The sequence below is a fragment of the Nannocystis sp. RBIL2 genome, from assembly GCF_026626745.1.
Taxonomy (GTDB): domain Bacteria; phylum Myxococcota_A; class Polyangia; order Nannocystales; family Nannocystaceae; genus Nannocystis.
On the sequence record NZ_JAPNJW010000001.1, the window covers coordinates 3,534,421 to 3,560,583 of the forward strand.

A 26,163-nucleotide genomic window follows, 5' to 3' on the forward strand; every position below is an offset into this window, starting at 1 on the left:
GCCCGCCTGACGCACTTTCGCTGACGACGCCGTCGGGCTCGATATCACCCCGAAAGCGCCCTGCGAATGTTCGAGCGGCTTGGAATTCTCCGAAACAAGCGCTGTCGAATGTTCGTACAGCGCCACACGAAAACAGGGGCTCGCACGCCTCAGCGCACCGAGCCCCTGCCGCCGCGGTGACCCGCGATCAAGGCGTCTTGCGTGACGCCACGAATTGCGCGAGCGCCTCGATCTGCTCCTGCGTCAGCTTGTCCGCGAATTTCGGCATCTCCGCGGTATCGCCGTACAGGTCCTTCTGACTGCTGTCACGGATGATGCGGGCGACCCACGCCGGCGAACCGCGGCCGGCCAGAGTCGGCCCGGTGCTGTCCTTGCCGGCCTCGAGCTCGTGGCAAGACGAGCACTCGAGCTTCTTGTCCCACAGCTCCTTGCCGCGAGCGACCATCGCCGCGTCCACGCTCGCCGCCGCGCTGGCGCCCGACAGGCCAATCAGGTATTCCACCACCGCCGCCAGCTCTTCGTCGCTGGCCTGCTCCGTGGTGAGTGGTTCCATGGTGTTGTGCTTCGTCGCCCCGTAGAAGCGGCGGTCTCGCGGGCTGCGGACCAGGGCCGTCAGCCACTCGCGGCTGGTGAAGCCGTCGAGCGTCGGCGCCTCCTCGCTGCCCTTGCCCTCGAGGGTATGGCAGGTCGCGCAATGCTCCTTGAACAGCATGCGGGTCTTCTGCTCGGGATCGTTGTCGAACACCGCGAGCCCGCCGACCGGCGCCACGCCTTCTCGCGCGAGCTCGCGCGCCCGGGTGGCCTCGGCGTGGGCCTGCTCGACGCCGTGCTGGAACGACTCGTTATTGTTGTCCTCGGCGATCGCCACCGCCGTCAACGCCGTCACCCCGGCCATGAGGATGCCGACCCCCGACAATACCGCCCAGCGCGAGCGCACCGCTCGCGACTTGGCGCGGTCGACGAACGGCAGCGCGAACAGGTACACCGCCGCCGCCCCCGGCAGCAGCACCGTCGCCACGATCTGCAGCGGCCCCTGGAAGTACTTGAGCAGCTGGAACAGGAACAGGAAGTACCACTCGGGCCGGGCCACGAAATTGCTGGCCGGATCGGCCGGGGCGAACAGCTCGGCGCCGTGGGTCTTGACCGTCAGGCCGACCAGGACCGCCGCGCACACCGCCATCGCCAGCACGTCGAGGAACAGCTGATTGGGCCAGAACGGCTGCGTCTTGCGCTGCAGCTCGGCCTCCGGCAAATCCGGCGGCGTCACCCCGTGCTTGCGGAACAGCAGCAGGTGGACCCCCAGGAGCCCCGCCAACGCGATCGGCAGCACGAACACGTGCAGCGCGAAGAACCGCGTCAGCGTCAGGTTGCCGTACTCCGGCCCGCCCTGCACGAACTGCTGCAGCGGCTCGCCCCCGGGCACCGACCCCATGATCCCGGTCGCCACCTGCGTGGCCCAGTAGCCCTTCTGGTCCCACGGCAGCAGGTAGCCGGTGAGCGCGAACGCCAGCACGATCGCGCCCATCAGCAGGCCGGTCCACCAATTGACCTCGCGCGGCTTGCGATACGCGCCGGCGAACACCACCTGCAAAAGGTGCAGCACCACGACCACCACCATCGCCGACGACCCGTGGTGGTGCAGCCCGCGGAGGAACCACCCGGACGTGACCTGGTCGTTGAGATAGGCCGTGCTCGCCCACGCGTCGGTCGCCGAGGGGCTGTAGTAGAACGCCAGCAGGATGCCGAGCACCACCTGTTGCATGAACAGGAACACCAGCACCGAGCCGAACACGTAGCGCAGCCGCGCGCCGCCGGGCACGTCCTCCTCGAGCATGAGGCGGGTGGCCGAGCGGATCCCGGTGCGTTCGTCGAGCCAGTCGAGCAGCGCCATCAGACCGGCTCCTTCTGGGACACGCCCTGGCGGTATCGCACCAGCCGGATCGCCACCAGCCCGTTCTCCTCCTTCACCTCGAGCGAGTCGAGCGGCCGCGGCGACGGCCCGGCCTCGACCGCCCCGTCGAGCCCGAACGCCGAGCGGTGGCACGGGCACTTGAACTTTTGCGACTCGGCGTCGTAATCGACCGCGCAGCCGAGGTGCGGGCACACCGTCGAGAACGCCTGCAGCGCCCCGTCGCGCTCGAGCACCCAGCACGAGCCCAGCTTCACGTCCGGCGTCTTGTTCCACGCGTCGACCTTGTCGGCGTAAAGCTCGACCCGCACCGGCACCGCCCCGGCCAGCGCCGAGCGCTTGCCCGCCGGCAAGAACGACCCCTCCCCGGCCTTCGAGCCGGTCGGGAACAGCAGGTAGCCGATCGCCGGCACCACCGGCACCGCCGCCAGCCCGACCCCGAGCGCCCCGATCCCCAGCTTCAACACCCCGCGGCGCCCGGCGTCCGGCTCTCCTCCTGACCCGGAGGACATGTCCCGAGATTCAGCTCCGTGCCCCGCTCCGTGACCGCGTTCTCGGCTCGACATGACCCTCCTGTGCCGCCCAAGGCGGCCACCGCAGGATACCCGACCGCCCGCGACCCACGCTACCCTGGGCGCATGCCCGCCGCCGTCCCCGCGCTGCTCTCCCCCGAGCTCGCCCTCGAGACGATCAAGGAGACCCGCTGGGGCGGCCGCCGCCTGGCCGAACTGCTGAGCGAAGGCCCCGCGCACGCGGAGCTGCGCGGGCGCAGCGTCGGCGAGCTATGGCAGTTCTCCACCCTCCCCGGCCACGAGAGCCTCACGCACGGCGGTCGCCGCCTCGGCGACGTCCTCGGCCGACCGCTGCCGTTCCTCGCCAAGCTCATCGACACCGCGCTGCCGCTCAGCGTTCAGGTCCACCCCGACGATCGCCCCGACCCCGCGCGCCCCGGCGCGATTCTGCCTGGCAAAGAGGAGGCGTGGATCGTGCTCGACGCCGACCCGGGCGCCCGTCTGTGGGCCGGCGTCCGCCCCGGCGTCGACCGCGACGACCTCGCCCGCGCCGCCGAGGACGGCAGCATCGTCGCCTGTCTCGAAGAACATGTCGCCACCCCCGGCCTGGTCGTGCTCGTCCCCGCGGGCACGGTCCACGCGATCGGCGCCGGCATCCTGCTGGCGGAGATCCAGCAACCCTCGGACTGCACGTACCGCCTCTACGACTACGGCAGCGGACGCCCGCTGCACGTCGAGTCGGCGCTGACGACGCTCGACGTCTCCGCCCGACCTCAGCTGTGGCGCTCGGGCGACGCCTCCCCACATTTGCGCGGCGCCCACGTCGAGCTCGAGCTGCTCGGCCCCGGCGAACACACGCGCGAGATCGACGAGCCGACCTTGCTCGTCGGCGCGCGCGGGACCGCGACTGCGCGAGCCGACGGCAGCGAACTCCGCATCGGCGGGATCGACCTCTCGCTCGCCGTCCGCGGACCGCTCGCGCTCCACGTCCCCGACGACGCCCTCGTCGCTCTCGGCCGCGTCCACGCGTGATCTGTCGTCACTGACAGCTTCGCCGCGCGCCCCCGATACGCCCCCACCTGTCGTCCGCGAACCAGGCCCCGCATCCTCGCCGACACCGGCGCCAGAGACGCCGCGCCGCACGCCCTGGCGATCGTCGGGATCGCCACCCCGCTCCACCACTCCATCGAGGACGTCGCCGCGCACCGGCGCGACCTCGACGAGCAGGCCGACGGTTGCGAGTACAACGGTCGCAACTTCCTCCGCACCACCGCGGTCGTCACCCGACCACACCGCGGCGCCGTCCCATCGTCACGACGATCGACGGCGGCGACGGTCGCCTGCAGACCCTGCCCGAGCGGAGCGCTCGATCACCGGTCCCTCAGGCCGGCAGCGATCTCGGACCACCTCGAGAGCGAAGGAGATCCTCACGAGCCTCGTCCGCGTCGCCGACGGCATCATCGCCTCGCCGGCGGAGGACGCGACCGACGGCTTCCGCCGCACCCGCGCCATCACGGCCGGACCCGCGTTCGACCTGCTCCTTCGGACAGCCCTGCGCGGGTTCGCCCGGGTCCGCGCACGCGGGCGCGGCGGCCCTGTAGCGCCTGTCCGCGGCCTCGCGGTCCAGCGCCCGGACCGCCGCTATCCTGACGCCGCCGTCACCTCGCTCGTGCTCGATCGGCAGCCTCGCCGCGGCTGGGTGCGCTGGCGTATAGTGAGCCGCATGACCTCGCCCTATCGCCTACTCTCGTGCGCCTTCGTGCTCCTCATCGCGTGTGGCGACGATGCAGTGACCACCGACGTCTCGCCGAGCACCGACACCAGCGACCCCACCACCAACCCGCCCGTCACCACCAGCACGACCACCACCACGGGCGAGCCGACGGGGACCAGCACGACCGGGACGCCGACCACCACCGAGGACACGGCGAGCACCACCGACGACACCACCACAGGTCCGCCGCCGAGCAATTGTTCACAGTACACCGAGATGGGGGCGTGCGGCCAGAACGGCTGCGAGTGGACGCAGATCGTCAGCTACACCCACAGCAACCAGGGCTGTCAGGGCGACATCCGCGACTTCTGCGTGCCCAAGGACCCCTCGGGCGGGCTCACCAGCGTGTGGCGCGACGACAACGGCGACATCGAGGTCTTGCAGTTCCCGTTCACCCCGACCGACCTCGGCCCCGAGTGGAACACCTGCGACTGCGACGGCCCGCTCGCCTGTCTGTGCACCTCCGCCACCCTCGACTGTCCCGAGCTGCTCGGCGAGTTCTGCGGCGCGATCACCAACGAGAACACCTGCAGCAACGCGGCCGTCGGCGGCTCGTTCGCGTGCGGGTGGTTCACGGTCTCGCAGGAGGGCCCGCTCGACGGCGCCTGCGACGATCCCCCGTGGCAGGAGGCTTGCCTGCCCGGCACCGATCTCAGCAGCAAGACCTGCGACGAGATCAGCCTGCCCTACGTCGACCAGGGCTACTGCATGGGCTGGACCGACCCGGTCTACTGGCGCGAGGTCGACGGCATCGTCGAGGTCACCACGATCTGCGGGCCCAAGCCGAGCGGCTGGACCCTGTGCGTCGCCGACGACCCCAACCAGCCTGACGAGTGCAAGTGCGGTTGCAAGATCTGAGCGGCCGCAATCATCACACCTGACCTTCAGGTCAGCAGCACCAATTTGCCGACAGTGCGCCCCGACTCGAGGTCGCGGTGCGCCTGCGCCACCTGGTCCAGGGGATAGGTCGTGATCGGCGGCGGGCGCAGCTCGCCGGCCGCGAGCCCGCCGGCGATCGCCGCCATCCCCTCGATCAGCAGCGGCGCGCGGTGGAACATGTACGACAGGTTGAAGCCGAGCACCCCGCGGTTCTCGTTGGTGAGGGCCAGCGGCGAGAACCACGGCGTGCGCACGAACCCGAGCGCCAGCTTGAGCAGGTTCGGCTTGCCACCTGTCCTCGGGAGCATGGTGTGAAAGCCATACACGATCAGTCGCCCGCCCGCGGCCAGGTGGCGGTAGCTGTGGCGCAGCGTCTCCGGGCCGTTGGCGTCGCAGGCGACGTCGATTCCGGCGGGCGCGGCCGCCTTCACTGCCGGCCACAGCGACGTGCTCGACTTGTCGATCACCACCTCCGCCCCGGCCGCCTGTGCCGCCGCGACCTTGTGCGGGCCGCCGACCACCCCGATCACCCGGCAGCCGGCGCGGCGGCCGAACTGGCACAGGGCGCCGCCGACTCCGCCGGCCGCCGAGTGGACCAGCACCGTCTCGCCCTTGCGCGCGTGCGCCAGCGCGTGGAGCGCGTACCAGGCCGTCAGATACACCGACGGGACCGCCGCGGCCTCGGCGAGGGACAGGCCCTGGGGCACCGCGAACACCTGGTGGGCGGGCACGCAGACCGACGTCGCGTAGCCGCCGAAGCGGGTCACCGCCACCACCTCTTCCCCGACCGCGAGGCCGGCCACGTCCTCCCCGAGCGCGTCGATCACCCCGGCGACCTCGAAGCCCGGCGTGATCGGCCAGCCGACGAACTCCTGCGCCGACGCGTAGAGGCCCATGCGGACCACGCAGTCGGCGTAGTTGACCCCGATGGCCGTCACTGCGATCCGGACCTCGCCGGGCGCGGGTCGGGGCGCCTCCGTATCGACCAGGGTCAGCCGCTCGTGTCCGCCCGCGGCGGGGATCACAACCTTGCGCATGCGCCGACCCTCGCCCGGGAGCGTGCGTGCGGTCAAGTCGTGAACTTGTAGCGACAAAGGCCCACCTCTGTGACGCTGATGGTGTTAGCTTGCCCGGCGCATGACCGCAGGCGCAAAGGACGACAGCCGCACCGAGACCGACAGCATGGGCCCGATCCAGGTGGCGAGCGGCCACTATTGGGGCGCCCAGACCGAGCGTTCGCTCCACCACTTCGACATCGGCGACGACCGCTTCTCGCGGCCGATGATCAGGGCGCTCGGGATCCTCAAGAAGGCCGCCGCGCTGGCCAACGGCGAGCTCGGCACCCTGACGAAGGACAAGGTCGACCTTATCGTGCGCGCCGCCGACGAGGTCATCGCCGGCGACCTCGACGCTCACTTCCCGCTGCGCGTGTGGCAGACGGGCAGCGGCACGCAGACCAACATGAACGCCAACGAGGTCATCGGTAACCGCGCGATCGAGCTCGCCGGCGGCGTCCTCGGCAGCAAGAAGCCGATCCACCCCAACGACGACGTCAACCGCGGCCAGTCGTCGAACGACACCTTCCCGACGGCCATGCACATCGCCGCCGCCGAGCAGGTCGTGCATCACCTGCTGCCGCGGCTCGACGCGCTGCGCAACGTCCTCGCGGCCAAGAGCGCCGCCTTCGCCGACATCGTCAAGGTCGGGCGCACCCACCTGCAGGACGCCACCCCGATCACTCTCGGCCAGGAGTTCTCGGGCTACGTCCAGCAGCTCGACGACGCCCGCCGCGCCGTCGAGAGCAACCTGCCGCGCGTCTACGAGCTCGCGCTCGGCGGCACCGCTGTCGGCACCGGCCTCAACACCCACAAGGACTACGCGGTCACCAGCGCCAAGCAGATCGCCGCCCTGACCGGCCTGCCGTTCGTCACCGCGCCCAACAAGTTCGCCGCCCTCGCCGGCCACGAGGCCCTGGTCGGCCTCCACGGCGCGCTCAAGACCCTCGCCTGCGCGCTGACCAAGATCGCCAACGACATCCGCTGGCTCGCCTCCGGCCCGCGCTGCGGCTTCGGCGAGCTCACCATCCCCGAGAACGAGCCCGGCTCCTCGATCATGCCCGGCAAGGTCAACCCGACCCAGTGCGAGGCCATGACGATGGTGTGCGCCCAGGTGCTCGGCAACGACGTCGCCGTCAACATCGGCGGCATGAGCGGCAACTTCGAGCTCAACGTCTACAAGCCGCTCATCATCCACAACACCCTGCACTCGGTCCGCCTGCTCGGCGACGCCTGCCGCAACTTCCGCGAGTTCTGCGCCGAGGGCATCGAGCCGCGCCGCGAGAAGCTGGCGCACAACCTCGAGCAGAGCCTGATGAACGTCACCGCGCTGAACCCGTACATCGGCTACGACAACGCCGCCAAGATCGCCAAGAAGGCGCACAAGGACGGCTCCTCGCTGAAGGAGGCCGCCGTCGCGCTCGGCCTGTTGTCGGCCGAGGAGTTCGACCGCTACGTCCGCCCCGAGGCCATGATCGCCCCCGAGGGCGACCGCTAGGACCCGCTTGAGCCACCAGCCCTACATCTCGATCCTCATCCCGCTGTACGACGAGCTGCGCTCGATCCCCGAGATGCACTCGCAGGTCACCGACGCGTGCGTCAGGCTCGGACGCAGCTACGAAATCCTGTGGATCGACGACGGCAGCCGCGACGGCTCGGCGCACGCGCTCGACGACCTCGCGGCCCGCGACCCACGCGCGCGGGTCGTCCACTTCCGGCGCAACTTCGGCAAGTCGTCGGCGCTGGCGGCCGGCTTCGAGCGGGTGCGCGGCCAGATCGTCGTCACCATGGACGCCGACCTGCAGGACGACCCGGCGATGATCGACGACTTCGTCAAGCGGATCGAGGCCGGCGCCGACCTGGTGTCGGGGTGGAAGAAGCGGCGGCACGACCCGCTCGACAAGACCTTGCCGTCGCGGCTGTTCAACGCCGTCGTCAGCCGGCTGTCGGGCGTGCGGCTGCACGACTTCAACTGCGGCTTCAAGGCCTACCGGGCCGACTGCGTGCGCGAGCTGGCCGTCTACGGCGGCTTCCACCGGTTCCTCCCGGTGCTCGCCCACCACAAGGGCTTCCGCGTCGAGGAGCTGATCGTCAAGCACCGCGCGCGCAAGCACGGCAAGAGCAAGTACGGCGTCAAGCGGATGTTCGACGGCTTCATGGACCTGCTGACGGTCCTGCTGGTCACCCGCTACCGCACCCGGCCGCTGCACTTCTTCGGCATCCCCGGCATGGTCCTCGGCGGCCTCGGCGTGCTGATCCTGATGTACCTCAGCTTCTTGTGGCTGTTCGGCTACGCGATCGGCGAGCGCCCGCTGCTCACGCTCGGCGTCCTGCTCACCATCGTGGCGATGCAGTTTATCGGCGTCGGCCTGCTCGGCGAGCTGCTCGTGCGCACCACCATCCGCTCGCAGGAGGTGTTCTCGATCCGCGACGAGCGCGAGGCGCCCGCGGCCACACGCGCCGCCATCTACGCCCAGCCGAGCCCGCAGCTCGGCCCCTCGGCCCCGCCGATGAGCGGCCGCGAGCTGCCCGTCTCGGCCGCCGAGGAGATCAGCGAGGACGCGCGCACCGTCACGGTCGCCGGCAAGCCGAACCCGCCGAGCCCGCCGAGCCCGGCCGCGCGGCGCTGACGGGCCGCGGCAGCGCGCGCGACGATTCATCGATCCCGGGACCCGCATGACCAGCGGCAACAAGCAGAAGCACGAGAGCAAGAACCCGATCCAGCGCGCCCTCATCGCCCGCTTCAAGCGCGAGGCCGCGGCGCTGGTGCGGCAGGCCGCGCCGCGGACGATCCTCGACCTCGGCTGCGGCGAGGGCTACATGATCGAGGCCCTGCTGCAGGCCGGCATCGACGCCGAGTTCACCGGCGTCGACCTGGCGCACGGCGCCATCGCCGACGCCCGCGCGCGGATCGGCGAGCGCGCCCGGCTCGACGTCATGGACGCGCGCCAGCTCATCGACGACGGCCGCAGCTTCGACATGGTCATGATGCTCGAGGTCCTCGAGCACATCCCCGCCCCGGCGCAGATGCTGCCGATCTTGCGCCGCCTGGCCCGCCAGCACGTCCTGCTCAGCGTCCCGCGCGAGCCGTTCTTCTGCGCCCTCAACTTCATGCGCGGCAAGAACCTCACCCGCCTGGGCAACGACCCCGAGCACGTCAACCACTGGGGCCGCGCCGGCTTCCAGCGCTTCATCGCCCGCGACTTCGAGGTCCTCGCCGCCCCGGGCGTGTTCCCGTGGACGATGGTCCTGGCGCGCCCGCGCCAGCGCGACTGAGAGACGACCGCCCGACGCCGTCAGTCCTCATCCAGGACGTCGTGGACCGTCGGCGCCGCGCATTCCAGCAGTTTGGCGACCTCGTGACAGCTCGAGACGTCGAGCGGCGCCTCGCCGCCGACGCGGTCGCGGATGCAATAGCCGCTCTGCAGCTTTTGCACGCGCCCCCACACCCGCCCGGTGTCGCTCTCGCCCGCCATCGTACAGATGAACCAATCGGCCCGCGCCTCGCGCTGGGCCTCGATCGGAGCGCCCAGCGGGGCGATTGCGAGGTAGGCGCCGTACAGCGTTCTCAGGCAGGAATCGGCGGCGACAGCGAAGATCGACATGGTCGGTGCATCCTTTCCGCAGCTCGGCGATTGTCGCAACCATGCAGACAATCGCGCGCTCCGTCCAGCGGACGACCGCAACTTTTCCGCGTCCGAAGAGCGGACTCTACCCAGTCCCTGAGCCCTCATTCAGACGTCGCCGATCGGCGTCGCGCAAGGCGCCGCCGTCGTCCCGGCCCGTCGCTGAATACCGGACGTGCAGCCTGCGATCACGCGACGTGGGGCCATCGGGCGCGCGCGTCTCACCGGCCCCGACATCATGTCGTCCCTTCAGGTCCTGGACGGCTCGCCGGGCGTCATAACCGGCAGTCACCTGCACGGAGCAGGCTGAGGCGAGAGCGTCTCGCTCGCTCGTCGAGCCCGTGAGGTTCGCATGGACCCGGGCTTTTTCATGGTCGCCCGCTGGACGCCCGTGGATTCCCCCATCACCCTGGAATCACCGCGTCGTCGCAATGCTGCGTCGGCGCTTTGGTGACAGCCCAAAGTTCACAATCAAAAGGAGTCGACCCATGTTGTTTTTCATCAAGATCCTGGGGGCAGCCCTCGTCAGCACCTTCGCCCTCGCCGAGCCCGAGCTCGCCGCCCCCGAGCCCGACGACGAGGCCACCGAGGACGTCATCGAGCGGGATAGCCGGCTCTGCACGATGTCCGGGGATTCGGGAACGGGCCGGGTGTGGGGGAGGGTGCGGGAGACCAACAATCCGGACGTTTGCATCCGCGAGCGGCTCGGGGGGGAGGCGCCGATTCATTACCCCAGCTGCCACGAGGTCGGCCGCAACGAATTCGGGTGCAGGACCTTCGTCTCGGCCTGAACCACCGCCCGCGGCGGCTCGGAGGCGCGGTCGACGAACTATGAGATTGTTCGCTACCGACTCGCTACCCTCGGGCCGCCTCGGGCCTGATCCCTTCACGACCTACGATGGGCGTGTCACCCCTACACAGATCATACGTCGCGTGGTTGATTCGCTGCACCATGATACTCGCAATTGCTCCCCAACTCGCCGGGACGTGGCGATGGTGTATCGCTCCGCCAATCCCGACATCTGCATTCGCCAGCGTGTGGGCGGCACGCCGACGCCCGACCTCCGGAGCTGTCACCTCGTCGCGCGCGAGCTCGGATGCAGCGATGTCATCACCATCCGACCGGCAGCGGGCGACATTTCACCGGCCCAGACCGCTCGCCGCACCAGCGGCCCAGACAGGCCCCCGCGGACGCCGTCACTCGCGTCGCGCCGCGTTCGCCAGCACTTCGCGCGCCGCGACGAGGCGCGCCACCGCGGCGTGCGTGGGCGCCGTCAGCCCATGCCGCTCGGCCAGCCGCGCCACCGCCCCATTTAAAAACTCGATCTCCGTCGCCGCCCCGCGTCGCAGGTCCTGCAGCATCGCGTTGTAGTTCGCGCGCGTCTTCTCGGTCGACGCGAACACTCGCTCGAGATCCGCCTCGCTCAGGGTCACGCCTTCGGCGGCCGCCACCGCGCGCGCCTCGGCCAGCAGCGTCTCTGCCAGCGCGCGCAGCTGCGGCACCTCGAGGATCGCCCCGTTCACCGCGTCGAGCAGCGCGCACGGTCCGCTGACCGCCAGGTTCCACAGCGACTTGCGCCACTCGCACGCCGCGATCGACGCCGCCACCGTCACCGGGTAGCCGCCGGCCGTCAGCAGACCTTGCAGTTCGGACATGTGCGAACGGGCAGGTTCATCGTCGGCCGCCAGCTCGAGCTGGAACACCCCCGCCACGCGCACCGCCGTCGGCCCGGCAAGCCCTGCGCCCAGCCAGCAGGCCACGCGCACCAGCGCGGCCGCGGGGACGCGTTCGCGGGCGAGCCCCGCGATCCCCAGCCCGTTCTGGCACAGCCCCAGGACCTGCCCCTGCGTCAGGCGCGGCGCCAGGGCCTCGAGCGTCTCCGCCAGCTGCGTCGCCTTGACCGCGACCAGCACGATCGCCCCCGCCGGCACCGACCACTCCGCCGCCGCGTCCACCACCGGCACGAACGCCCGTCGCTGCTCCGCCCCCGTCAGCTCGAACCCCTCCGTCGCCAGCGCTGCAGCTCGCGTTCCGCGTGCGACCAGTGTCACCGCGGCCACCTCGTGCAGGCGCGCCACGAGGTGCAGGCCGACCGCGCCGGCGCCGACGATCCAGATCGCTCGAGAAGAGGCCGCGCTCGTGGACATGACGCTAAGCGTTTAGCACATCACGCTACGTCACGTGAGCCGGCGAAAAACCTTCGCGCGCCGCCGCGGCCGCGACGATTCATCGTCATCGCGTCCGAGGTGACAAACGCATGCTCTTGGCCGCCTTCTCCACCGTCTCGATCCTCTCCATCGTCGCCTTTTACAACGGCCTCCTGCTGGCCGTGCTGGCCTACTACCTGTGGAAGCACCGCGGCCGCCCGTGGGAGCGCTGAGCGACCGACGCTCGCGCGACTCTCCCGGGTGCCGTCGTGATCGCACCGTCGACGCCGAGGAGCGGCCGTCTCACCCGTGGACCGCGCGAGGATCGTCGCTCAGCAGCAGCGGCCCGTCGTCGGGCGCGTCGAGCACCAGCACGCGCTGGCCATCGCGGATCTCCGCGCGCACCAGCCCGAAGGCGGTCACTTCTTCGCCCGGCTCGATCGTCCCCTCGTCGTAGCGGATGGCGATGTTGAGCCCGATCAGGTTGGTGCTCTTCAGCCCGTGGCGGCGCAGGAACGCCTCCTCGACCTCGCTCGCGTCGTCGAACGAGCCCGAGCGCGTGTGGTGATCGCTGACCACCGCCACCCGCGGCACGCTCATGATCACCTGGATCCGTCCCGTCCCGTCGTCGATCGCGAACTCGACGAAGCGCTCCTCACGGGCCACCTCGCGCCAGTGATTGCGGCCCGTCTCCTGATCGACGGTCGCCAGGTAGTACACGCTGGGCCGATGCGACAGCGGCGCCTCGAGCACGCGCTCGCCGGCCAGCACGCGCCCGCGCACGCGCACGAGCTCGCCCTCGCGGAGCCCCCGGATCGGCGTCACCGGACGCTTCTTCAGCGACCGGCGCGTGCGGGCGTCGGTCGACAGCGCGTAGGACAGCCCCACTCCGGCGATGGCGGCGGCGGCGAGGGCGAAGATCGGCACAGGCATCGGCCGCGGAGCTTACCACGGCCGGCCGACGCGGCAGCCGTCGCACCCCGACGCCGCCGGCGGCCTCTGCCGGTGCGCCTACGAGCCACGACCCGCGCGCCCTCGCACCGACCGCCGCCGCGCGGTCCCGGAGGCCACCCGAGCATGCTCTTGCGGACACATCATGAATCATCACATGTCCTTCAGGGCATGTCCCGAGCGCCAGCCGCCGCGCGCAGCCACGCGTGCAGCGGCGCCCCCGCGGCCGGCAGGCGGTCGGTGAAGCGCAGCACCTCGCCCGTGCCCGCCAGCAGCACCAGCCCGCCCTCCACTGCCGCCAGCTGCGGCCACACGCGCCCCCCGGTCGGCTCTCGCATCGGCGCCGCCAGCCCCGACACCAGGTCGACCACCTCGACCCGCCCGTCGATCCCCACCACCGCCAGCGTCTGCTCGTCGAGGAACGCCGCGTCGCGCCCCTGAGGGCCCTGCACCCGCAGCGGCGCCCCGGGCTGCGCAAGCGACCACGCCTGCAGCAGATCGCCGTCGAGCACCACCAGTCGCTGGCCCGACGGGCTGAAGCGCGACGCCACGAACGCCCCGGCCGTCTGGCTCGTCGTCGCGCCGGCGAGCTGCAGCCGACCGTCGCGCTCGAGATCGACCACCTCGACCTGCGGCTGCCCGCGGCGGTAGACCGCCAGAGTCGCCCCCACGGGCGCGAACGCCAGGCTCGCGTGCGGCGAGCCGTTGGCGCTCGCCACCGGCTCGACCACCAGGCGCGCAGCCCCGTCGCGCTCGACCACCATCACCCCGCCGTCCCCGGCCAGCGCCGCCAGCACCTCGCCGCCCGGCGCGTATTGCAGGACGCTCAGGTGGTCGTGCAGCGGCAAGCGCCGCGACGGCGCGCCCGGCGACGTCCACTCGCGGACCTCGCCGTCGGCGAAGCCGATCGCAAACCGCCCGGCCCCGAACACCGCGCCTGTCCACGGGTGCCGCGGCACCTCGAAGATGTCCTCGCGGCCATGTCCCCAGAGGCATGCAGTGCCCTCGCCCACCGACACCAGCACCTGCCCGTCGTCGGCCACCACCATCGACTCGTGATACTCGCGCCGCGGCCGACAACTCGCCGTCGGCGTCGTCGTCGCGCCCGAGCGCAGATCGAGCCGGGCCGTGCTGTCCGGCCCGCCCGCCACCGCCCAGCCGCCGTTCTCTGCCAGCCGCGCCTGCCGCTGCGGCACCGCCGACGTCGGCCACAGCGACTGCCACGGCGCGTCGGTCGGGCGCACTCGCCGGTGCCCGTCGGCGCTCGCCAGCAGCAGCTCGCCGTCGCCCAGGACCGTCGTGCCGAGGTTCGCCTGCGCGACGATCGACGTCCCGGTAGCGACGTCGATCACCTCGGTCGTCACCCCGAAGCCCCACTCGACCAACCGCCCGTCGCGGCTGGTGTTCGGCACCACCACGAAGTCGGGCGACCTGTCCGTTCGGACATCTCGCGTCCACCGCCGCGCCCCCGCCGGGTCTTCGGCCCACGCGGTCGTCCGGCCGTCGCGGTGGGCGACGAACACCAGCGCGTCGCGGGCCGGCGCCGACCAGGCCGCCTCGACCATGCGCGACGGCCCCTCGGCTCGCCACACCAGCTGGCGGTCGACCCCCGACGCGCTGTCGGCCCGCTCCGCGCCCGCGCACGGGACCACGAGCGTGCGCCCGTCCGGCGTCCATTGGTAAGCGAACAGCCGCGGCTTGCACGGATGGCGGCTGACCCCGACCTCGCCGGTCTCGCGGTCCCACACCACCAGCGACTCGTCGCGGGCCCCCGCGAGCCGCCGGCCGTCAGGCGAGCCGTGCAGCGACAGCCCGGCCACCGCGGCAGGCGCGTCCGCCCCCGGCAGCTCGCGGCGCGCCCCGGTCCGCACCGCGAACTCGAGCGCCGGCACCGCCAGCACCGGCCAGGCCCACAGCGACTCCCCGTCGGGACTCAGCGCCCAGCGATAGAAACCCACCGGCTTGTCGGTCTTGCCGGTGAAGCGCAATGACTCACCGCCGCCCGGCCGATGCACCTCGGCCACGAACTCCTTGCCCCGCTCGGAGCTCACGTGCGCCCACACCGTCCGATCGGGCGTCACCGCCAGCTGCCCGCGACCGCCCAGCTTCTCGCCCACGGCCGCTCCCGGCCGCCAGCGCCACAGCCCGTCGAGGCCGACCGCGATCCATGTCCCATCGGCCAGGTTGATGCCGTCGTGCAGCGAGTCCGTCGGCCCCGTCATCGCCGCCCCGACCACCCCCGGCTGCCACGCCGCCAGCGCCAGCGCCCGCACCGCCCCGTCGCGCGCGGGCTCGGGGGCCAGCTGCGCCAGCAACGGGTACACCTGCGCCGGCTCGGCCGCGATCGCCAGCCGCGCCTGCGCCAAAAGCAACTCATCCGCGCGTCGGTCCGCGGTCACGCGCGCAGCCTCGGCCTCGCTCGCGCGCGCCTCGGCGACATCCTGCGCCGACTCTGCCGCCGCGCGCTGCTCCTCGGCGACGTCGCGGGCCTCGCGGATCCGTCCGACCGCCACCACCCCGATCGCCGCCAGCGCCACCAGCGACGCCGCTCCCACCGTGGCCACCGCCCGGTGCCGCCGCAGCCACAGCCGCCCGACCTCCGCCAGTGAGTACGCGTGCGCGCCGACCAGCCGCCCCGCCTGATAGCGCCGCAGATCGTCGGCCAACGCCTCCGCGTCGGCGTAGCGGCGACCTGGCTGTTTGGCCATGGCCTTCTCGACCACCGCGATCAAAGCCGGCGGCGCCTCGGGCACCAGCTTCGCCAGGCGGTGCGGCTCGCCCTCGAGCACCTCGCGGATCAGCTCGGCCGCGCGGCGATCGTGGAACGGCGGCACCCCGGCCAGCACGTGGTAGAGCACCGCCCCGAGCGCATAGATGTCGCTGCGCCCATCGACCCCGTCGCCGCGCGCCTGCTCGGGCGGCATGTAGCGGACCGTCCCGAGCAACGAGCCCGCGGTGGTGAGGTTGGACACCGCGAAGTCATCGCTGTCCTCGGCCGGCGCGGCCTCTGTCTCTTGGGACAGGTACTTCGCCAGCCCCCAGTCGATCACCACCGCCTCCCCGAACGCGCCGATCAGGATGTTGGCCGGCTTGAGGTCGCGGTGGATCACGCCCTGGCGGTGCGCGTAGGCCATCGCCTCCGCCGCTGCGATCACGTGCGGCACCAGCCCGAGCCGCGCCTGGACGTCGGCGCAGCCGGCGATCCGCTGCTCGAGCGAGGCGCCCTCGACCAGCTTCATGCACAGGAACGGCCGCCCGTCGTCGGCGCGGCCGAGGTCGTACAGCGGCACGATGCCCGGGTGCTGCAGGCGCGACGTGATCGCCGCCTCGCGCACGAACCGGTCGACCGACCGCTCGTCGAAGCGCAGCAGCTCCTTGACCGCCACCGTGCGCCCGAGCTTGAGGTCCTCGGCGCGGCGCACCGCTCCCAGGCCGCCGCGCGCGAACACCGGCCCGAAGCGGTAGCGCCCGGTGGTCGGCTCGCCGCGCGTCGGCTCGCGCGAGGCCTCCGGCTCGCCCCACGACCTCTGGCCCGCAGTCGCGTCGCCCGCCGTCGTCTCGAACCCGAGGTGCGAAAGACCGGCGAGCAGGCGGGCCTGCGCGCGCGCGAGGGTGGCGGGATCGGGCGAGGGCGGGGGCGGGAGCTCGGGACGCATCGCCAGGCGAGTGCTGGTTGTCGCGACTTTGATCGGTGGAAAAAAGCACCGACTTCGCGCGCGCGACTCCGCTCACTTGCGGTCGCGGAGGTAGCCCTCGATCTTGTCGCCGATGCTGCGCATCGCGCTGTCGAGGTCGCGCACCTGGCTGTCTCTCAGGTCAGGTTGAGCCAGCAACAATTCGGTCGCCTCGCGCAGGCGCTGGCGGGCGCGCGCGATCCGCCCCGCCATCGTCCCGCCCGGCACCGCGAACAGCTCGGCCAGCTCGCGGGCGGTCAGCTGCTCGTACTCCTTCAGCTCGAGCACGATCCGGTCGTCGAGGCTGAGCCCGCGCAGCGCCTGCGACACCACGTGCTCGATCTGCCGGTCCGCCAGCAGCGACGACAGCGACCCCTCCGTCGCCGGGTCGATCGCGCTGCCGGTCGCCGGGTCGAACGTCGGCCCCAGGCGCGAGCGGTGGCGGATGTACTCGAGCAGCTTGTTGCGGGCGATGCCGAACAAAAACCCCTTGAACGACGACGAGCCGCCGCGGTACGCGTCGCGGCGCCGGCACAGCGCCTCGAATGTCCCCTGGGCCAGGTCCTCGCAGGCGTCGCCGCTCACCTTTGCGAAGAAGAACCGGTACACGCTCGCGTAGTGGCGAGCGATCAGCGCCCGGCCGGCCGCGGTCGAGCCGGCTTGCCACGCGCGGAGCAGCGAGAGGTCGTCGTCGCCCGATGCTGGTTCCACGCCTGCACCTCTACTCGATCGCCGGCTCCGGGTCACGCGGCGGCGGCTTCAGGGCCGCCGACACTGACGCCGGCGTGATCCCCTCGGCCACCACCAGCGCCGCCAGGAACGTCCCCATCGAAGTCGCCGCGGTCACCAGCGCGCGCACCAGCGGCAGCGCGACCGCGTCGGTCATCAGCGCCCGCACCCCTGCCCCCGCGGCGATCGCCAGACCTGTCCACAAGAACAGGCGGAGCAGCGCCCCGACGTAGCGGCCGGCGCCGAGCTGCAGGTGGCGCAGGGCGAAGCGGAGCAGCACCGCGAACGCGATCGGGTAGCCGATCACCCACGCCCACGCCACCGACGCGTAGCCGAGCCAGCCGCCGAGCACGATCGCCGCGATCGCGAACCACAGCGGCATCGTCACCGCCGCCACCGCCATGTAGCTCAGAGTCAGGCTCGGGCGCCCGACCCCGTCGAGCAGCGGCGGCACCACTGCGCTGACCGCCCGCAGCAGCGCCGCGATCGCCAGCACGCGCACCGCCGCCGCCGCGCCGACCCATTGCTCGTCGAGCAGCAGCAGCAGGTCGGGCGCCGCCGGCACCACGATCACCAGGAACCCGGCGACGACGATGAAGCTGAGCCGCGACAACTTCAGAAATTGCTCCGCCAGCACCGCCGGCCGGTCGCGCGCGCGGGAGAACGCCGGGAACGCCACCGACACCACCACAGTGCTGATGATGCGGGCCGGGTCGAGCGCCAGGTCGGCGGCGGCCTTGTAGAGGCCGAGCGCGGCGCGGCCGAAGAAATGACCGACGATGTAGAAGTCGAGGCCGGTGTAGACGAAGAACAGGATCCGGCTGAGCGAGGTCTTTAAGCCGAACAGCACCGCCTCGCGGGTGGCCGCCCAGTCGAACAACAGCCGCGGCAGCCACGGCTGGAAGTACTGCACCCCCGCGGTCGTCACCAGAGTGCGGCCGATCGCCCCGGCGATGAAGCACCAGATCCCCACCAGCGGCGCCGCGACCAGCAAGGCCACGTTCTCGGCCACGCTGGCGAGGAAGCGGATCAGCGAGAACTCGCGGAAGCGCATCTCGCGGATCATCAGCGCCCCCGGCACCATGTACAGGTTCTGCAGCAGCAGCTTGACGCAGTGCGCCTGCAGCATCCAGCCGACGATCGGCGCCTTGTAGTGGCTGGCCAGCAGCGGCGCCACCGCGAAGAAGATCGCCGCGACGATCGTGAGCGACAGCAGCAGGTTGAGCCAGAACACCGTCGACAGGCGCGCCGGCGTGTGGTCGCCCTGCTGCACCAGCGCCCCCGGCAGCCCGAGCTCGGTCGCCAGGTCGAGGATCGGGATCGCCGCCAGGGCCAGCGTCGCCACCCCGTACTCCTCGGGGCTGATCCAGATCGCCAGCAGCACCGCCTTGGTAGCGACGTCGAGCACGCCCATCAGCGCGGTCGCCGTGCCGACCCACGCCAGGCTCTGGTTGACGCGGACCTGCTCCTCGCGCTCCGACATCCTCTACTCCCGCCGCAGCACCGCGCAGCTGACCCGATAGGGGCGACGCAGCCAGGCAGGCGCGAGCCCGCGGTCCCGCTCGGGCTGTCCCGAAGGCCAGCCAGCTTGCGGAGGTCGCGGACCAGCAGCCACGGCCGGCGCAACAGCTCGGGCGCGTAGGTCGGCCCGTCGACGATCTCGGCGCGGACCAGGCGCAGCCCCGGGAACAGCTCGCGGGACATGTCCTCCGGGTCAGGTCGATAATACGTGTCGATCGGGTCGGGGTGGTACGGGTAGCTGAACGGCACCGTGACGACGAGCAGCCCCCCGGCGGGCACCAGCGCCGCCAGGCGCTCGGCCAGCGCCGCCCGGTCGGTCACGTGCTCGAGCATGTTGCAGCACAGGATCGCCCGCGCCCCGACCGCGCGCAGCCGCGAGAGCCCCGCCTCGCTCAGCGCGTCCGCGGCGATGTCGACGCCCGGCAGCGTCTTCAGGTCGCTGTGGACGATCTCCGCCCCGCGGGCCCGCAGCGGCGCGAACACCTCGCGGTCGATCCACGGCTGCGCCTCTGTCCGAAAGTGCAGGTCGCTGCTGCCGAGATTCAATAAAGGGGACAGCTCCCCGTCGGGGAGCTCCTGCAGCCGCGCCCGCAACCACCGCGCCTCGACCTCAAGCACCGACCTGCTCCTCGGGACAGCTCGCCACCATCATCCACTCCGCGATCGCGCGCCGCAACGTCGCCTCGGCCTCAAGCACCGACATGCTCCTCGGGACAGCTCACCACCGACTCGAGCCCCTCGGCCAGCGCCACCTTGGCGACGAAGCCGAGCCGCTCCTTCGCGCGGGTCGCGTCGAGCACGTAGCGCATCACCTCGCTGCCGCGGTACGGCAGCGCGCCGAGGTCGATCAGGTCCGTGCGGCCGAGCCGCCACGCCAGCGCGCGCACCACCATCGCCACCGCCGACTCGATCCCCGTGCCGGCGTTGTAGGTCCCCGCCGGCGCCCCGTCCTCGGCGCAGCGGGCCAGCAGGCGAGCCACGTCGCGCACGTGCACGAAGTCGCGGGTCTGCTCGCCGGGCGTGCAGGCGAACCGCTGGCCGGCGCGCAGGGCCGCCAGCAGCGACGGGATCAGCATGCCCGGGCGCTGACCTGGCCCGTAGACCACCCCCGGGCGCACGATCACCGCCTCGAGCTTCAGCCTGGCCGCCGCCGCGCGGACCTCGTCCTCGCCGCGGATCTTCGCCCGCGCGTACGGCGTGTCGCCGAGCCGCTGCGCGTCCTCGGCGAACGGCACCGGCTGCAGCCCGTACACCTCGCCGCTGCTGACGTAGACCACCCGCCGGGCCCCGCGCGCCGCCGCCACCGCCAGCGCCCGCAGCGGCGCCGCCACGTGCATCTCGGCCAGCCCCGCCTCGCCGCCCTCGCGGCCGCCGGCGGCCCAGATCAGCGCGTGTACTTCCGGACATGTCCGTTCCGACAGCCCCTCGCGACCGAACGCGATCGCCGACCCACCGGCGAGCGCGCGTGCGGCGGCGCGGCCGATGAAGCCGCCGCCGCCGCCGATCGCGACCGCGGTCACGTCGCCCCCAGCAGCTCGCGGTACCAGGCGATGGTGCGCTGCAGCCCCTCGTCGAGCCCGTGGCGCGGGCGCCAGCCGAGCACCCGGCGCGCCTTCTCGGACGACAGGAATTGCTCGCGGATCTCCCGCGACGCCTCGCCGAGGATCACCGGCGGCAGGTGGCGCGCGTCCATGTGGCCGAGCACCCGGTCGACGATGTCGAGCACGCTCTGCGGCCGCTCGTCGGAGAAGTTGAACGCCTCGCCGGCCACCTCGGGGCGGTCCATCTGCTCGGCCAGCTCGAGGTACGCCGCCACCGCGTCGCCGACGTACACGTAGTCGCGCACGAACGTCCCGTCGCTGCGCACCAGCGGCCGCTCGCCGCGGACCACCGAGCGCACCGTCCCCGGGATGATGCGGTTCCAGTTGAGGTCACCGGGCCCGAACAGGTTGCCGCAGCGGGTCACGCACACCGGCAGCTGGTAGCTGTCGAAGTAGCAGCGGGCGATCAGGTCGGTGCAGCTCTTCGAGCAATCGTAAGGGAAGCGGCCCTCGAGCCGCGACTCCTCGGTGTACGGCAGCACCGGCTGGTCGCCATAGGCCTTGTCGGAGCTGGCGACGACGATCCGCCGGACCTTGCGCTCGTTGCGGCGGCACGCCTCGAGCAGGTTGTACGAGCCGCGGACGTTGGCCTCCCACGTCGACAGCGGGTTGCGCCCGGCCGTGCCGACGATCGTCTGCGCCCCGAGGTGGAACACCGCCTCGATCTCGTGCTCGTTGATCACCCGCTCGAGCAGCGCGTAGTCCTCGAGCTGGCCCTGTACGCTGACGCAGCGGCGGTCGAGCCCGCGGCCGTGGAACAGGCTGCGCGGCACCCCGTCGCGGACCAGGCACACCGGCGCCGCCCCGCGGGCCAGCAGCTCCTCGACCATGTGGCTGCCGAGCAGCCCGGTCGCCCCGGTGACGAGCACGTTCTTGTCTGTCCAAAAGGACATGTTACCACTTCCTCCACGGCGCCGCGCCGCCGGTCCACGCGCGCTCGAGCAGCTGCAGATCGCGGTAGGTGTCCATGCACTGCCAGAAGCCCTCGTGGCGGTGGACCCGGAGCTGGTCGTCGGCCGCCAGCTGCTCGAGCGGCTCGCGCTCGAGCGTGCAGACATCGTCGTCGCGCACGTACTCGAGCATCGCCTTGCGGAACACGAAGAAGCCGCCGTTGATCCACCCCTCGGTGACCGCCGGCTTCTCGCTGAAGCGGTCGACACGCTCGCCGTCGGTCAGCAGCTCGCCGAAGCGGCTCTGCGGCCGCACCCCGGTGACCGTCCCGATCTTGCCGTGGCTGCGGTGGAACGCCAGCAGCGCCTTCAGGTCGACGTCGCACAGGCCGTCGCCGTACGTCAGCATGAAGTCGTCCTCGTCGAGGTGGCGACCGACCCGGCGCAGCCGCGCCCCGGTCATCGCCTCCTCGCCGGTGTCGACGCAGGTCACGCGCCAGCGCGCCTCGGGCGGGTTGTGCAGCGTCAGCTTGCCGCCCTGCCCGAGGTCGACGGTGAAGTCGCCCGACAGCGCCGCGAAGTCGAGGAAGTAGCGCTTGATCACCTCGGCGCGGTAGCCGAGGCACAGCACAAAGTCGTCGAACCCGAACGACGCGTAGTAGCTCATGATGTGCCAGAGGATCGGCCGCCCCGCGACCTCGATCATCGGCTTGGGACGCAGCTCCGTCTGCTCTTTGAAGCGGGTCCCCTTGCCCCCGCACAGGATGACGACCTTCATCGCGACCTCCCCAGGACCTCGTCGTAGACCGCCTGGAGGCGCTCGCGGTGGGCCTCCACGCTGTACTCCGCCTGCATCTTGCGCCGCCCGGCCTCGCCGAGGGCGACCCGCTCGTCTGCACTTCGGGACAGGCGCACCAGGTGCCCCGCCAGCCCCGCGACGTCGCGCTCTTCCGCCAAGAGCCCCGTCCGCTCGTGCTCGACCTGCTCCGGGATCCCCGCGTGCCGCGTCGCCACGATCGGCAGCCCTGCCGCCGAGCCCTCGCAGATCACCGTCGGCGTGCCCTCCTGGTCGCCGTCGCTCGCCGTCCGGCTCGGCACCAGCAGCACGTCCGCCTCCTGCATGGCCGAAGGGACAGCCGTCGTCGGCGCCGCCCACGTCACGTCGAGGCGCAGCGACTCGGCCAGCGCGCGCAGCGGCCCGGCCCCCGCCGAACCTGTCCCAAGGAACATGACCTCGAGGTCAGCCCCTTCGTCGCGCGCCCGGGCGCACGCCCGCAGCCCGTCATCAAAACCCTTCTTCTCGACCTCGCGGCCGACCATCAGCACCCGCGTGCGCGCCCGCGTCGTCCGCGGCGCCGGCTGGAAGCGCGACAGGTCGACGCCGAGCGGGACCACGCGGATCTTGCTCTCGGGACAGCCCTGCGCGACCAGCTGGCCGCGCATGTGCTGCGACAGCGCGAGGAAGCGGTCGCCGCGGCGGAACAGCGCCGGCGCCAGCGCGGCGAAGTGCCAGTAGGCCGGCAGCAGCCGCAGCCGCGAGCCGCGGACCGTCACGTCCTTGCCGTAGAAGCTCGTCACCAGCGGCAGGCCGTGGCGGGCCGCGGTCAGCAGCGCGTGGGCCCCCGTCTGTCCGAGGTGCGCGTGGATCAGCGACACCCCGCGGGCCCACCGCGACAGCCGCGGCGACAGCGTGGTCGCGCGGTACAGCAGCGCCTCGAGCGCCCCGAGCGGCTGGTCGCGCAGCGCAGTCACCTCGCCGTCCGGGAACTTCTCCCGCGACAGCCGCTCGACCGCGAACACGCGCACCGCGTAGCGCTCCAGCGACCGCATCGACGTGTAGATGAACGTCTCCGACGGCGGCAGGAATTCGTGGCGTACAAAGCCGACGGTCGGCGAGGTCGACATGCCGAGCGAAACGGCCGCGAACGTACGCTCCGGCGCGCGAGGGTGTCAACCGGCCTCGCCCAGCCATGACTTGCCGCACGCCCTCCGCAACCCCCGCGGCACGCCGTCCTCGCCGGGCTCTGGTATCGCGCGGAGCACCACACGATGCTCCTCCGCCTGGACACGCCGACGAAGCACGCCTGCGCCCTGCAGGAGCCGCTGCAGTCGCGTCGAGGGCCCGCGCCGCCGCGCCGCGAGCTCGACGACGACGAGGACCTGCGATGATCCTGCCCGATCTCACCTCCAAGGACGGCTGGGAGCTGCGTCGGCAGCCCGAGATCGACGAGGACGACCTGTGGCTCACGCCGGGTCCCGTCGTCTGGCAGGCCGAGCGCTTCCGCCGGCCGCCGCCGATGTTCTATCCGGTCTACCGCAGCGGCGACCTCTACGCGACCTCGCCGCTGCCGCTGATCGTCCACAAGGGCGCGCTCGAGCTCGACGCCGACGTCGCCCGCCAGGTCGGCGGCGCCGTCCGCTACCTCGCCACCAACGCGACCATCGACCGCCGCGTGCGTCGCGTCGGCTGCCCCGAGCTGTCCACCCTCGAGCTCTCCGATCCGCAGGAGTACGTCGCCCAGTTCGCCGCGGCCATGCGCGCCGACATCGCCCGCGTCGAGGCGCGGCGGCCCGGCTTCACCAACCTCGTCCTGTGCGGCGGCAAGGACAGCCTCAACCTGCTGCTACTGCCGTGGAAGAACCCGGTGATCGCCGTCAGCGCGCGGCCCAACTTCCCGCTCGTGCAGCAGTTCGTGAAGGACAACCGGCTCGGCATGGACGTCGTCGAGCTCGTCGACCGCGACGCCTCCTTGCTCGACAGCGAGATCGCGGTCAACGCCTGCCGGATCGGCCTCGACCACGTGCGATGGGTCGCCGAGCTGCGCGAGCTCGCCGGTCGCTTCGAGCGGCGCGCCATCTTCTGGGTCGGCGCCCTGGCCGACGTCTTCACCACCCCGAAGTGGCGCGCCTACAACCATTCGCTGGCCCTCGCGCGCCTGCGGGCGCTCCCCGGCCTGCGCGGCCTGGCCGACACCGACGCCGGCCAGAGCCTGTTCTCGTGGACCTGCTACTACCGCGGCGGCATGTGGCAGGGCGGCAACATGTCGCTGCTCAAGGAGATCACCGACGCGCTGGTGCTGTCGGCTTACCACGGCCCTGCCGTGCGGGCCCTGCTCGCGCGCGTCGACCTGCGCGGCGCCGTGACCGCCGACATCCGCTCCGCGATCGGCGAGGCGCTCGCCGGCGGCCCCGTCGTCTATCCGACCACCAACCCCTCGCCGCCGCCCTCGCCCTTCCGCAAGCGCCGCTCGCACGTGGCCGCGTTCGTCGAGGTGTTGGCGCGCCACGGGATCCGCAGCGCCTGAGGTTGCACGATGGGACATGTTCTCAAGAACATGTCCCCTCGACCATATCGCCCCGATCTACCTTCTCGAGCAGGCCCCGCTCGATCCTTCGAGCCTGCCCTTTCGAGCAGGCTCCCCCTCACCCCGCCTGCACCTCCGAGCGGTTGTCCCTTCGAGCCTGCCCTTGCGCGCAGGCTCTCTCGCGGCGCCTGACCTGCCCTTACGGACAGCTCTCCGACCTACCCCGATCGAGCAGCTCAGGTGAGCGCCTGCATCGCGCGGGCGAGGCGGGGCAGGGCTGCCTTGATCTCGTCTTCGGAGACCGCGCCGACGCTGAGGCGGAACCAGCCCTCGTCGCCGGGCACGCCGAACGCCTGGAACGGGACGATGCCGATGCCGGCGTCGGTGAGCATGTACTTGCGGACATCCTCGTTCGTCTGCAGCACCTGGCCTGCGGGCGTGCGGCGGCCGAACGGATTGATGCGCACGGTCAGGTAGATCGCGCCCATCGGCGGGATGCTGTCGACCTGCAGGCCGTCTTTCTTGAGCCCCTGGAAGCCGGTGTGCAGCAGCTCGAGCCGGCGGTCGAGGCCTTGCAGGAAGTTGTTGCCGTAGGCGTGGATGGCCTTGGCGTCGCTGAGCAGGTCGACCGTGGCCATCTGCTCCGGGCGCGGGGCCCAGGCGCCGACGTGGCCGAGCACCGCCGACATCTGCTTGATGATGTCGACCGGGCCGACGGCCCAGCCGACGCGCAGACCGGTGGCCGCGAACGCCTTGCTGATGCCGTCGACGAACACGGTGTAGCGGGCCATCTCCGGGCGCAGCCCGGGCGGCGTCACGTGCTTCGTGTCGCCGAAGCGCAGCATCCAGTAGATGTGGTCGTACATCAGGTAGACCGGGCGCTCGCCGCGTTGCTCGCGCTTGCGGTTCTCGGCCAGGATCGCGTCGCAGATGCCGCGAAGCGCGTCGGGGCTGATGGCAGTGCCGGTCGGGTTGAGCGGCGAGTTCAGGCACACCAGGCGCGCCGACGGCAGCTCTGACAGCAGCGCCTCGCCGGTGGGCAGGAACCTGGTCTCGGGGCCACATACGACCGGCACGCCGCGCGCGCCGCACATGTGGACGTAGTGGTTGTTGTTCCAGCTCGGCACCGGATAGATGACCGTGTCACCGGCGTCGACCACGGTGCGGTAGAGGCCGTAGATCACCGGGCGCGCGCCGCCGGCGACGAGGAAGCTGTCGAGCGGATAGCGCAGCCCCAGCTCGCGCTCGTAGAAGCGCTGGATCGCCTGACGCAGCTCGACCTGGCCGTTGGCCGCCGGGTAGTTGGTCTCGCTGCGCTCGAGGGCCCGCAAGATCGCCTGCTGGAGCACTTCGGGGATCGGGAACTGCTTGGGGCTGAAGTCGCCGACCGTGAGGTTGCAGACCGGGACGCCCTGGCCCATCAGCGCGCGGATCTCGGCCGCGATCTTGAGGATCTCCGATCCCACCAGCGCCCCGGCCATCTGCGACAGGCGGGCGGCCGGGTCGGGACCCGCGTCGTTGGCGTGGGCGGTGAGGTCGGCGTGCGCGCTCTGGACGTCCTGCATCGCTACAACTATGCCACACTCCAG

Annotated in this window: 23 protein-coding genes; 8 read left to right on the forward strand and 15 right to left on the reverse strand. The window is 71.7% G+C overall.

The annotated features are described in order from the left end of the window. Nucleotides 1-187: 187 nt before the first annotated feature. Together OV090_RS13805 and OV090_RS13810 are read right to left on the reverse strand one after the other, a co-directional pair. Nucleotides 188-1,891, reverse strand: coding sequence for a cytochrome b N-terminal domain-containing protein (locus OV090_RS13805; RefSeq protein ID WP_267704084.1), 1,704 nt, complete (start codon nt 1,889-1,891; stop codon nt 188-190). Next, entirely contained in the window at nt 1,891-2,421 is a 531-nt protein-coding gene (locus OV090_RS13810; protein ID WP_267704085.1) for a Rieske 2Fe-2S domain-containing protein, read from the reverse strand. Before OV090_RS13810 ends, OV090_RS13805 begins: the two co-directional genes overlap by 1 nt. Before the next feature lie 126 nt (nt 2,422-2,547). On the opposite strand from OV090_RS13810, the gene OV090_RS13815 reads away from it, so the two are divergent. Both OV090_RS13815 and OV090_RS13820 read left to right on the forward strand, forming a co-directional pair. Further along, nucleotides 2,548-3,453, forward strand: a complete 906-nt coding sequence (locus OV090_RS13815) for a type I phosphomannose isomerase catalytic subunit (protein ID WP_267704086.1) — start codon at nt 2,548-2,550, stop codon at nt 3,451-3,453. A 691-nt stretch (nt 3,454-4,144) separates the two neighbouring features. Next, complete coding sequence (locus tag OV090_RS13820; RefSeq protein ID WP_267704087.1) at nt 4,145-5,053, forward strand: hypothetical protein; 909 nt, start codon at nt 4,145-4,147, stop codon at nt 5,051-5,053. Between the two features lie 26 nt (nt 5,054-5,079). On the opposite strand, the gene OV090_RS13825 is transcribed toward OV090_RS13820, so the two are convergent. Continuing rightward, a complete protein-coding gene (locus OV090_RS13825; RefSeq protein WP_267704088.1) occupies nt 5,080-6,111 on the reverse strand; it encodes a medium chain dehydrogenase/reductase family protein in 1,032 nt (343 codons plus the stop codon). Between the two features lie 100 nt (nt 6,112-6,211). On the opposite strand from OV090_RS13825, the gene fumC reads away from it, so the two are divergent. Genes fumC through OV090_RS13840 form a run of 3 tightly spaced genes read left to right on the forward strand, consistent with a single transcriptional unit; the run spans nt 6,212 to nt 9,405 of the window. After that, on the forward strand, nt 6,212-7,627 hold the full coding sequence (gene fumC / locus OV090_RS13830; RefSeq protein WP_267704089.1) for a class II fumarate hydratase: 1,416 nt from the start codon (nt 6,212-6,214) through the stop codon (nt 7,625-7,627). Nucleotides 7,628-7,634: 7 nt separating this feature from the next. Beyond that, a complete protein-coding gene (locus OV090_RS13835) occupies nt 7,635-8,759 on the forward strand; it encodes a glycosyltransferase family 2 protein (RefSeq protein WP_267704090.1) in 1,125 nt (374 codons plus the stop codon). Between the two features lie 46 nt (nt 8,760-8,805). After that, nucleotides 8,806-9,405 carry a class I SAM-dependent methyltransferase gene (locus OV090_RS13840; RefSeq protein ID WP_267704091.1) on the forward strand — a complete coding sequence of 200 codons (600 nt, stop codon included), beginning with the start codon at nt 8,806-8,808 and terminating at the stop codon, nt 9,403-9,405. A 20-nt stretch (nt 9,406-9,425) separates the two neighbouring features. Here OV090_RS13840 and OV090_RS13845 read toward each other — a convergent pair whose 3' ends face one another. Next, a complete protein-coding gene (locus tag OV090_RS13845) occupies nt 9,426-9,734 on the reverse strand; it encodes a hypothetical protein (RefSeq protein ID WP_267704092.1) in 309 nt (102 codons plus the stop codon). A 509-nt stretch (nt 9,735-10,243) separates the two neighbouring features. On the opposite strand from OV090_RS13845, the gene OV090_RS13850 reads away from it, so the two are divergent. Next, nucleotides 10,244-10,546, forward strand: coding sequence for a hypothetical protein (locus OV090_RS13850; protein ID WP_267704093.1), 303 nt, complete (start codon nt 10,244-10,246; stop codon nt 10,544-10,546). A 406-nt stretch (nt 10,547-10,952) separates the two neighbouring features. Here the strand turns inward: OV090_RS13850 and OV090_RS13855 are convergent, their stop codons facing one another. Continuing rightward, nucleotides 10,953-11,903: a 2-dehydropantoate 2-reductase gene (locus OV090_RS13855; protein ID WP_267704094.1), complete on the reverse strand. Its 951-nt coding sequence runs from the start codon at nt 11,901-11,903 to the stop codon at nt 10,953-10,955. Nucleotides 11,904-12,013: 110 nt separating this feature from the next. On the opposite strand from OV090_RS13855, the gene OV090_RS13860 reads away from it, so the two are divergent. After that, entirely contained in the window at nt 12,014-12,136 is a 123-nt protein-coding gene (locus tag OV090_RS13860; protein ID WP_267704095.1) for a hypothetical protein, read from the forward strand. Between the two features lie 70 nt (nt 12,137-12,206). Here the strand turns inward: OV090_RS13860 and OV090_RS13865 are convergent, their stop codons facing one another. The 9 genes from OV090_RS13865 to OV090_RS13905 form a co-directional block, all read right to left on the reverse strand. Continuing rightward, entirely contained in the window at nt 12,207-12,836 is a 630-nt protein-coding gene (locus tag OV090_RS13865; protein WP_267704096.1) for a GIDE domain-containing protein, read from the reverse strand. Between the two features lie 182 nt (nt 12,837-13,018). Next, nucleotides 13,019-16,510 carry a protein kinase gene (locus tag OV090_RS13870; RefSeq protein WP_267704097.1) on the reverse strand — a complete coding sequence of 1,164 codons (3,492 nt, stop codon included), beginning with the start codon at nt 16,508-16,510 and terminating at the stop codon, nt 13,019-13,021. Nucleotides 16,511-16,582: 72 nt separating this feature from the next. After that, a complete protein-coding gene (locus OV090_RS13875; protein WP_267704098.1) occupies nt 16,583-17,239 on the reverse strand; it encodes an RNA polymerase sigma factor in 657 nt (218 codons plus the stop codon). A gap of 10 nt (nt 17,240-17,249) precedes the next feature. After that, nucleotides 17,250-18,740: an oligosaccharide flippase family protein gene (locus OV090_RS13880; RefSeq protein WP_267704099.1), complete on the reverse strand. Its 1,491-nt coding sequence runs from the start codon at nt 18,738-18,740 to the stop codon at nt 17,250-17,252. Beyond that, the gene (locus tag OV090_RS13885) at nt 18,671-19,396 is read right to left on the reverse strand and encodes a hypothetical protein (RefSeq protein WP_267704100.1); all 726 of its coding nucleotides are present in this window, start codon (nt 19,394-19,396) and stop codon (nt 18,671-18,673) included. The genes OV090_RS13880 and OV090_RS13885 overlap by 70 nt, the downstream gene beginning before the upstream one ends. Nucleotides 19,397-19,467: 71 nt before the next feature. Beyond that, complete coding sequence (locus OV090_RS13890; protein ID WP_267704101.1) at nt 19,468-20,298, reverse strand: NAD-dependent epimerase/dehydratase family protein; 831 nt, start codon at nt 20,296-20,298, stop codon at nt 19,468-19,470. Beyond that, on the reverse strand, nt 20,295-21,272 hold the full coding sequence (locus OV090_RS13895) for an NAD-dependent epimerase/dehydratase family protein (protein WP_267704102.1): 978 nt from the start codon (nt 21,270-21,272) through the stop codon (nt 20,295-20,297). The genes OV090_RS13890 and OV090_RS13895 overlap by 4 nt, the downstream gene beginning before the upstream one ends. A gap of 1 nt (nt 21,273) precedes the next feature. Continuing rightward, nucleotides 21,274-22,047, reverse strand: a complete 774-nt coding sequence (gene rfbF / locus OV090_RS13900) for a glucose-1-phosphate cytidylyltransferase (protein WP_267704103.1) — start codon at nt 22,045-22,047, stop codon at nt 21,274-21,276. After that, on the reverse strand, nt 22,044-23,174 hold the full coding sequence (locus OV090_RS13905; RefSeq protein ID WP_267704104.1) for a glycosyltransferase: 1,131 nt from the start codon (nt 23,172-23,174) through the stop codon (nt 22,044-22,046). Before OV090_RS13905 ends, rfbF begins: the two co-directional genes overlap by 4 nt. Nucleotides 23,175-23,434: 260 nt before the next feature. Here OV090_RS13905 and OV090_RS13910 point away from each other — a divergent pair, with 260 nt between their 5' ends. After that, on the forward strand, nt 23,435-24,574 hold the full coding sequence (locus OV090_RS13910; protein WP_267704105.1) for a hypothetical protein: 1,140 nt from the start codon (nt 23,435-23,437) through the stop codon (nt 24,572-24,574). Nucleotides 24,575-24,810: 236 nt separating this feature from the next. On the opposite strand, the gene OV090_RS13915 is transcribed toward OV090_RS13910, so the two are convergent. Next, nucleotides 24,811-26,139, reverse strand: coding sequence for an aminotransferase class I/II-fold pyridoxal phosphate-dependent enzyme (locus tag OV090_RS13915; RefSeq protein WP_267704106.1), 1,329 nt, complete (start codon nt 26,137-26,139; stop codon nt 24,811-24,813). Nucleotides 26,140-26,163 lie beyond the last annotated feature (24 nt).

Excerpts from the sequence above, each read along its gene's own strand:
- OV090_RS13825 (WP_267704088.1), bottom strand. The coding sequence starts at position 6,111 with ATGCGCAAGGTTGTGATCCCCGCCGCGGGCGGACACGAGCGGCTGACC.
- OV090_RS13815 (WP_267704086.1), top strand. The coding sequence starts at position 2,548 with ATGCCCGCCGCCGTCCCCGCGCTGCTCTCCCCCGAGCTCGCCCTCGAG.
- OV090_RS13855 (WP_267704094.1), bottom strand. The coding sequence starts at position 11,903 with ATGTCCACGAGCGCGGCCTCTTCTCGAGCGATCTGGATCGTCGGCGCC.
- OV090_RS13805 (WP_267704084.1), bottom strand. The coding sequence starts at position 1,891 with ATGGCGCTGCTCGACTGGCTCGACGAACGCACCGGGATCCGCTCGGCC.
- OV090_RS13850 (WP_267704093.1), top strand. The coding sequence starts at position 10,244 with ATGTTGTTTTTCATCAAGATCCTGGGGGCAGCCCTCGTCAGCACCTTC.
- OV090_RS13905 (WP_267704104.1), bottom strand. The coding sequence starts at position 23,174 with ATGTCGACCTCGCCGACCGTCGGCTTTGTACGCCACGAATTCCTGCCG.
- OV090_RS13810 (WP_267704085.1), bottom strand. The coding sequence starts at position 2,421 with ATGTCCTCCGGGTCAGGAGGAGAGCCGGACGCCGGGCGCCGCGGGGTG.
- OV090_RS13895 (WP_267704102.1), bottom strand. The coding sequence starts at position 21,272 with ATGTCCTTTTGGACAGACAAGAACGTGCTCGTCACCGGGGCGACCGGG.
- OV090_RS13840 (WP_267704091.1), top strand. The coding sequence starts at position 8,806 with ATGACCAGCGGCAACAAGCAGAAGCACGAGAGCAAGAACCCGATCCAG.
- OV090_RS13845 (WP_267704092.1), bottom strand. The coding sequence starts at position 9,734 with ATGTCGATCTTCGCTGTCGCCGCCGATTCCTGCCTGAGAACGCTGTAC.
- OV090_RS13880 (WP_267704099.1), bottom strand. The coding sequence starts at position 18,740 with ATGTCGGAGCGCGAGGAGCAGGTCCGCGTCAACCAGAGCCTGGCGTGG.
- OV090_RS13915 (WP_267704106.1), bottom strand. The coding sequence starts at position 26,139 with ATGCAGGACGTCCAGAGCGCGCACGCCGACCTCACCGCCCACGCCAAC.
- OV090_RS13865 (WP_267704096.1), bottom strand. The coding sequence starts at position 12,836 with ATGCCTGTGCCGATCTTCGCCCTCGCCGCCGCCGCCATCGCCGGAGTG.
- OV090_RS13820 (WP_267704087.1), top strand. The coding sequence starts at position 4,145 with ATGACCTCGCCCTATCGCCTACTCTCGTGCGCCTTCGTGCTCCTCATC.
- OV090_RS13870 (WP_267704097.1), bottom strand. The coding sequence starts at position 16,510 with ATGCGTCCCGAGCTCCCGCCCCCGCCCTCGCCCGATCCCGCCACCCTC.
- OV090_RS13910 (WP_267704105.1), top strand. The coding sequence starts at position 23,435 with ATGATCCTGCCCGATCTCACCTCCAAGGACGGCTGGGAGCTGCGTCGG.
- fumC (WP_267704089.1), top strand. The coding sequence starts at position 6,212 with ATGACCGCAGGCGCAAAGGACGACAGCCGCACCGAGACCGACAGCATG.
- OV090_RS13860 (WP_267704095.1), top strand. The coding sequence starts at position 12,014 with ATGCTCTTGGCCGCCTTCTCCACCGTCTCGATCCTCTCCATCGTCGCC.
- rfbF (WP_267704103.1), bottom strand. The coding sequence starts at position 22,047 with ATGAAGGTCGTCATCCTGTGCGGGGGCAAGGGGACCCGCTTCAAAGAG.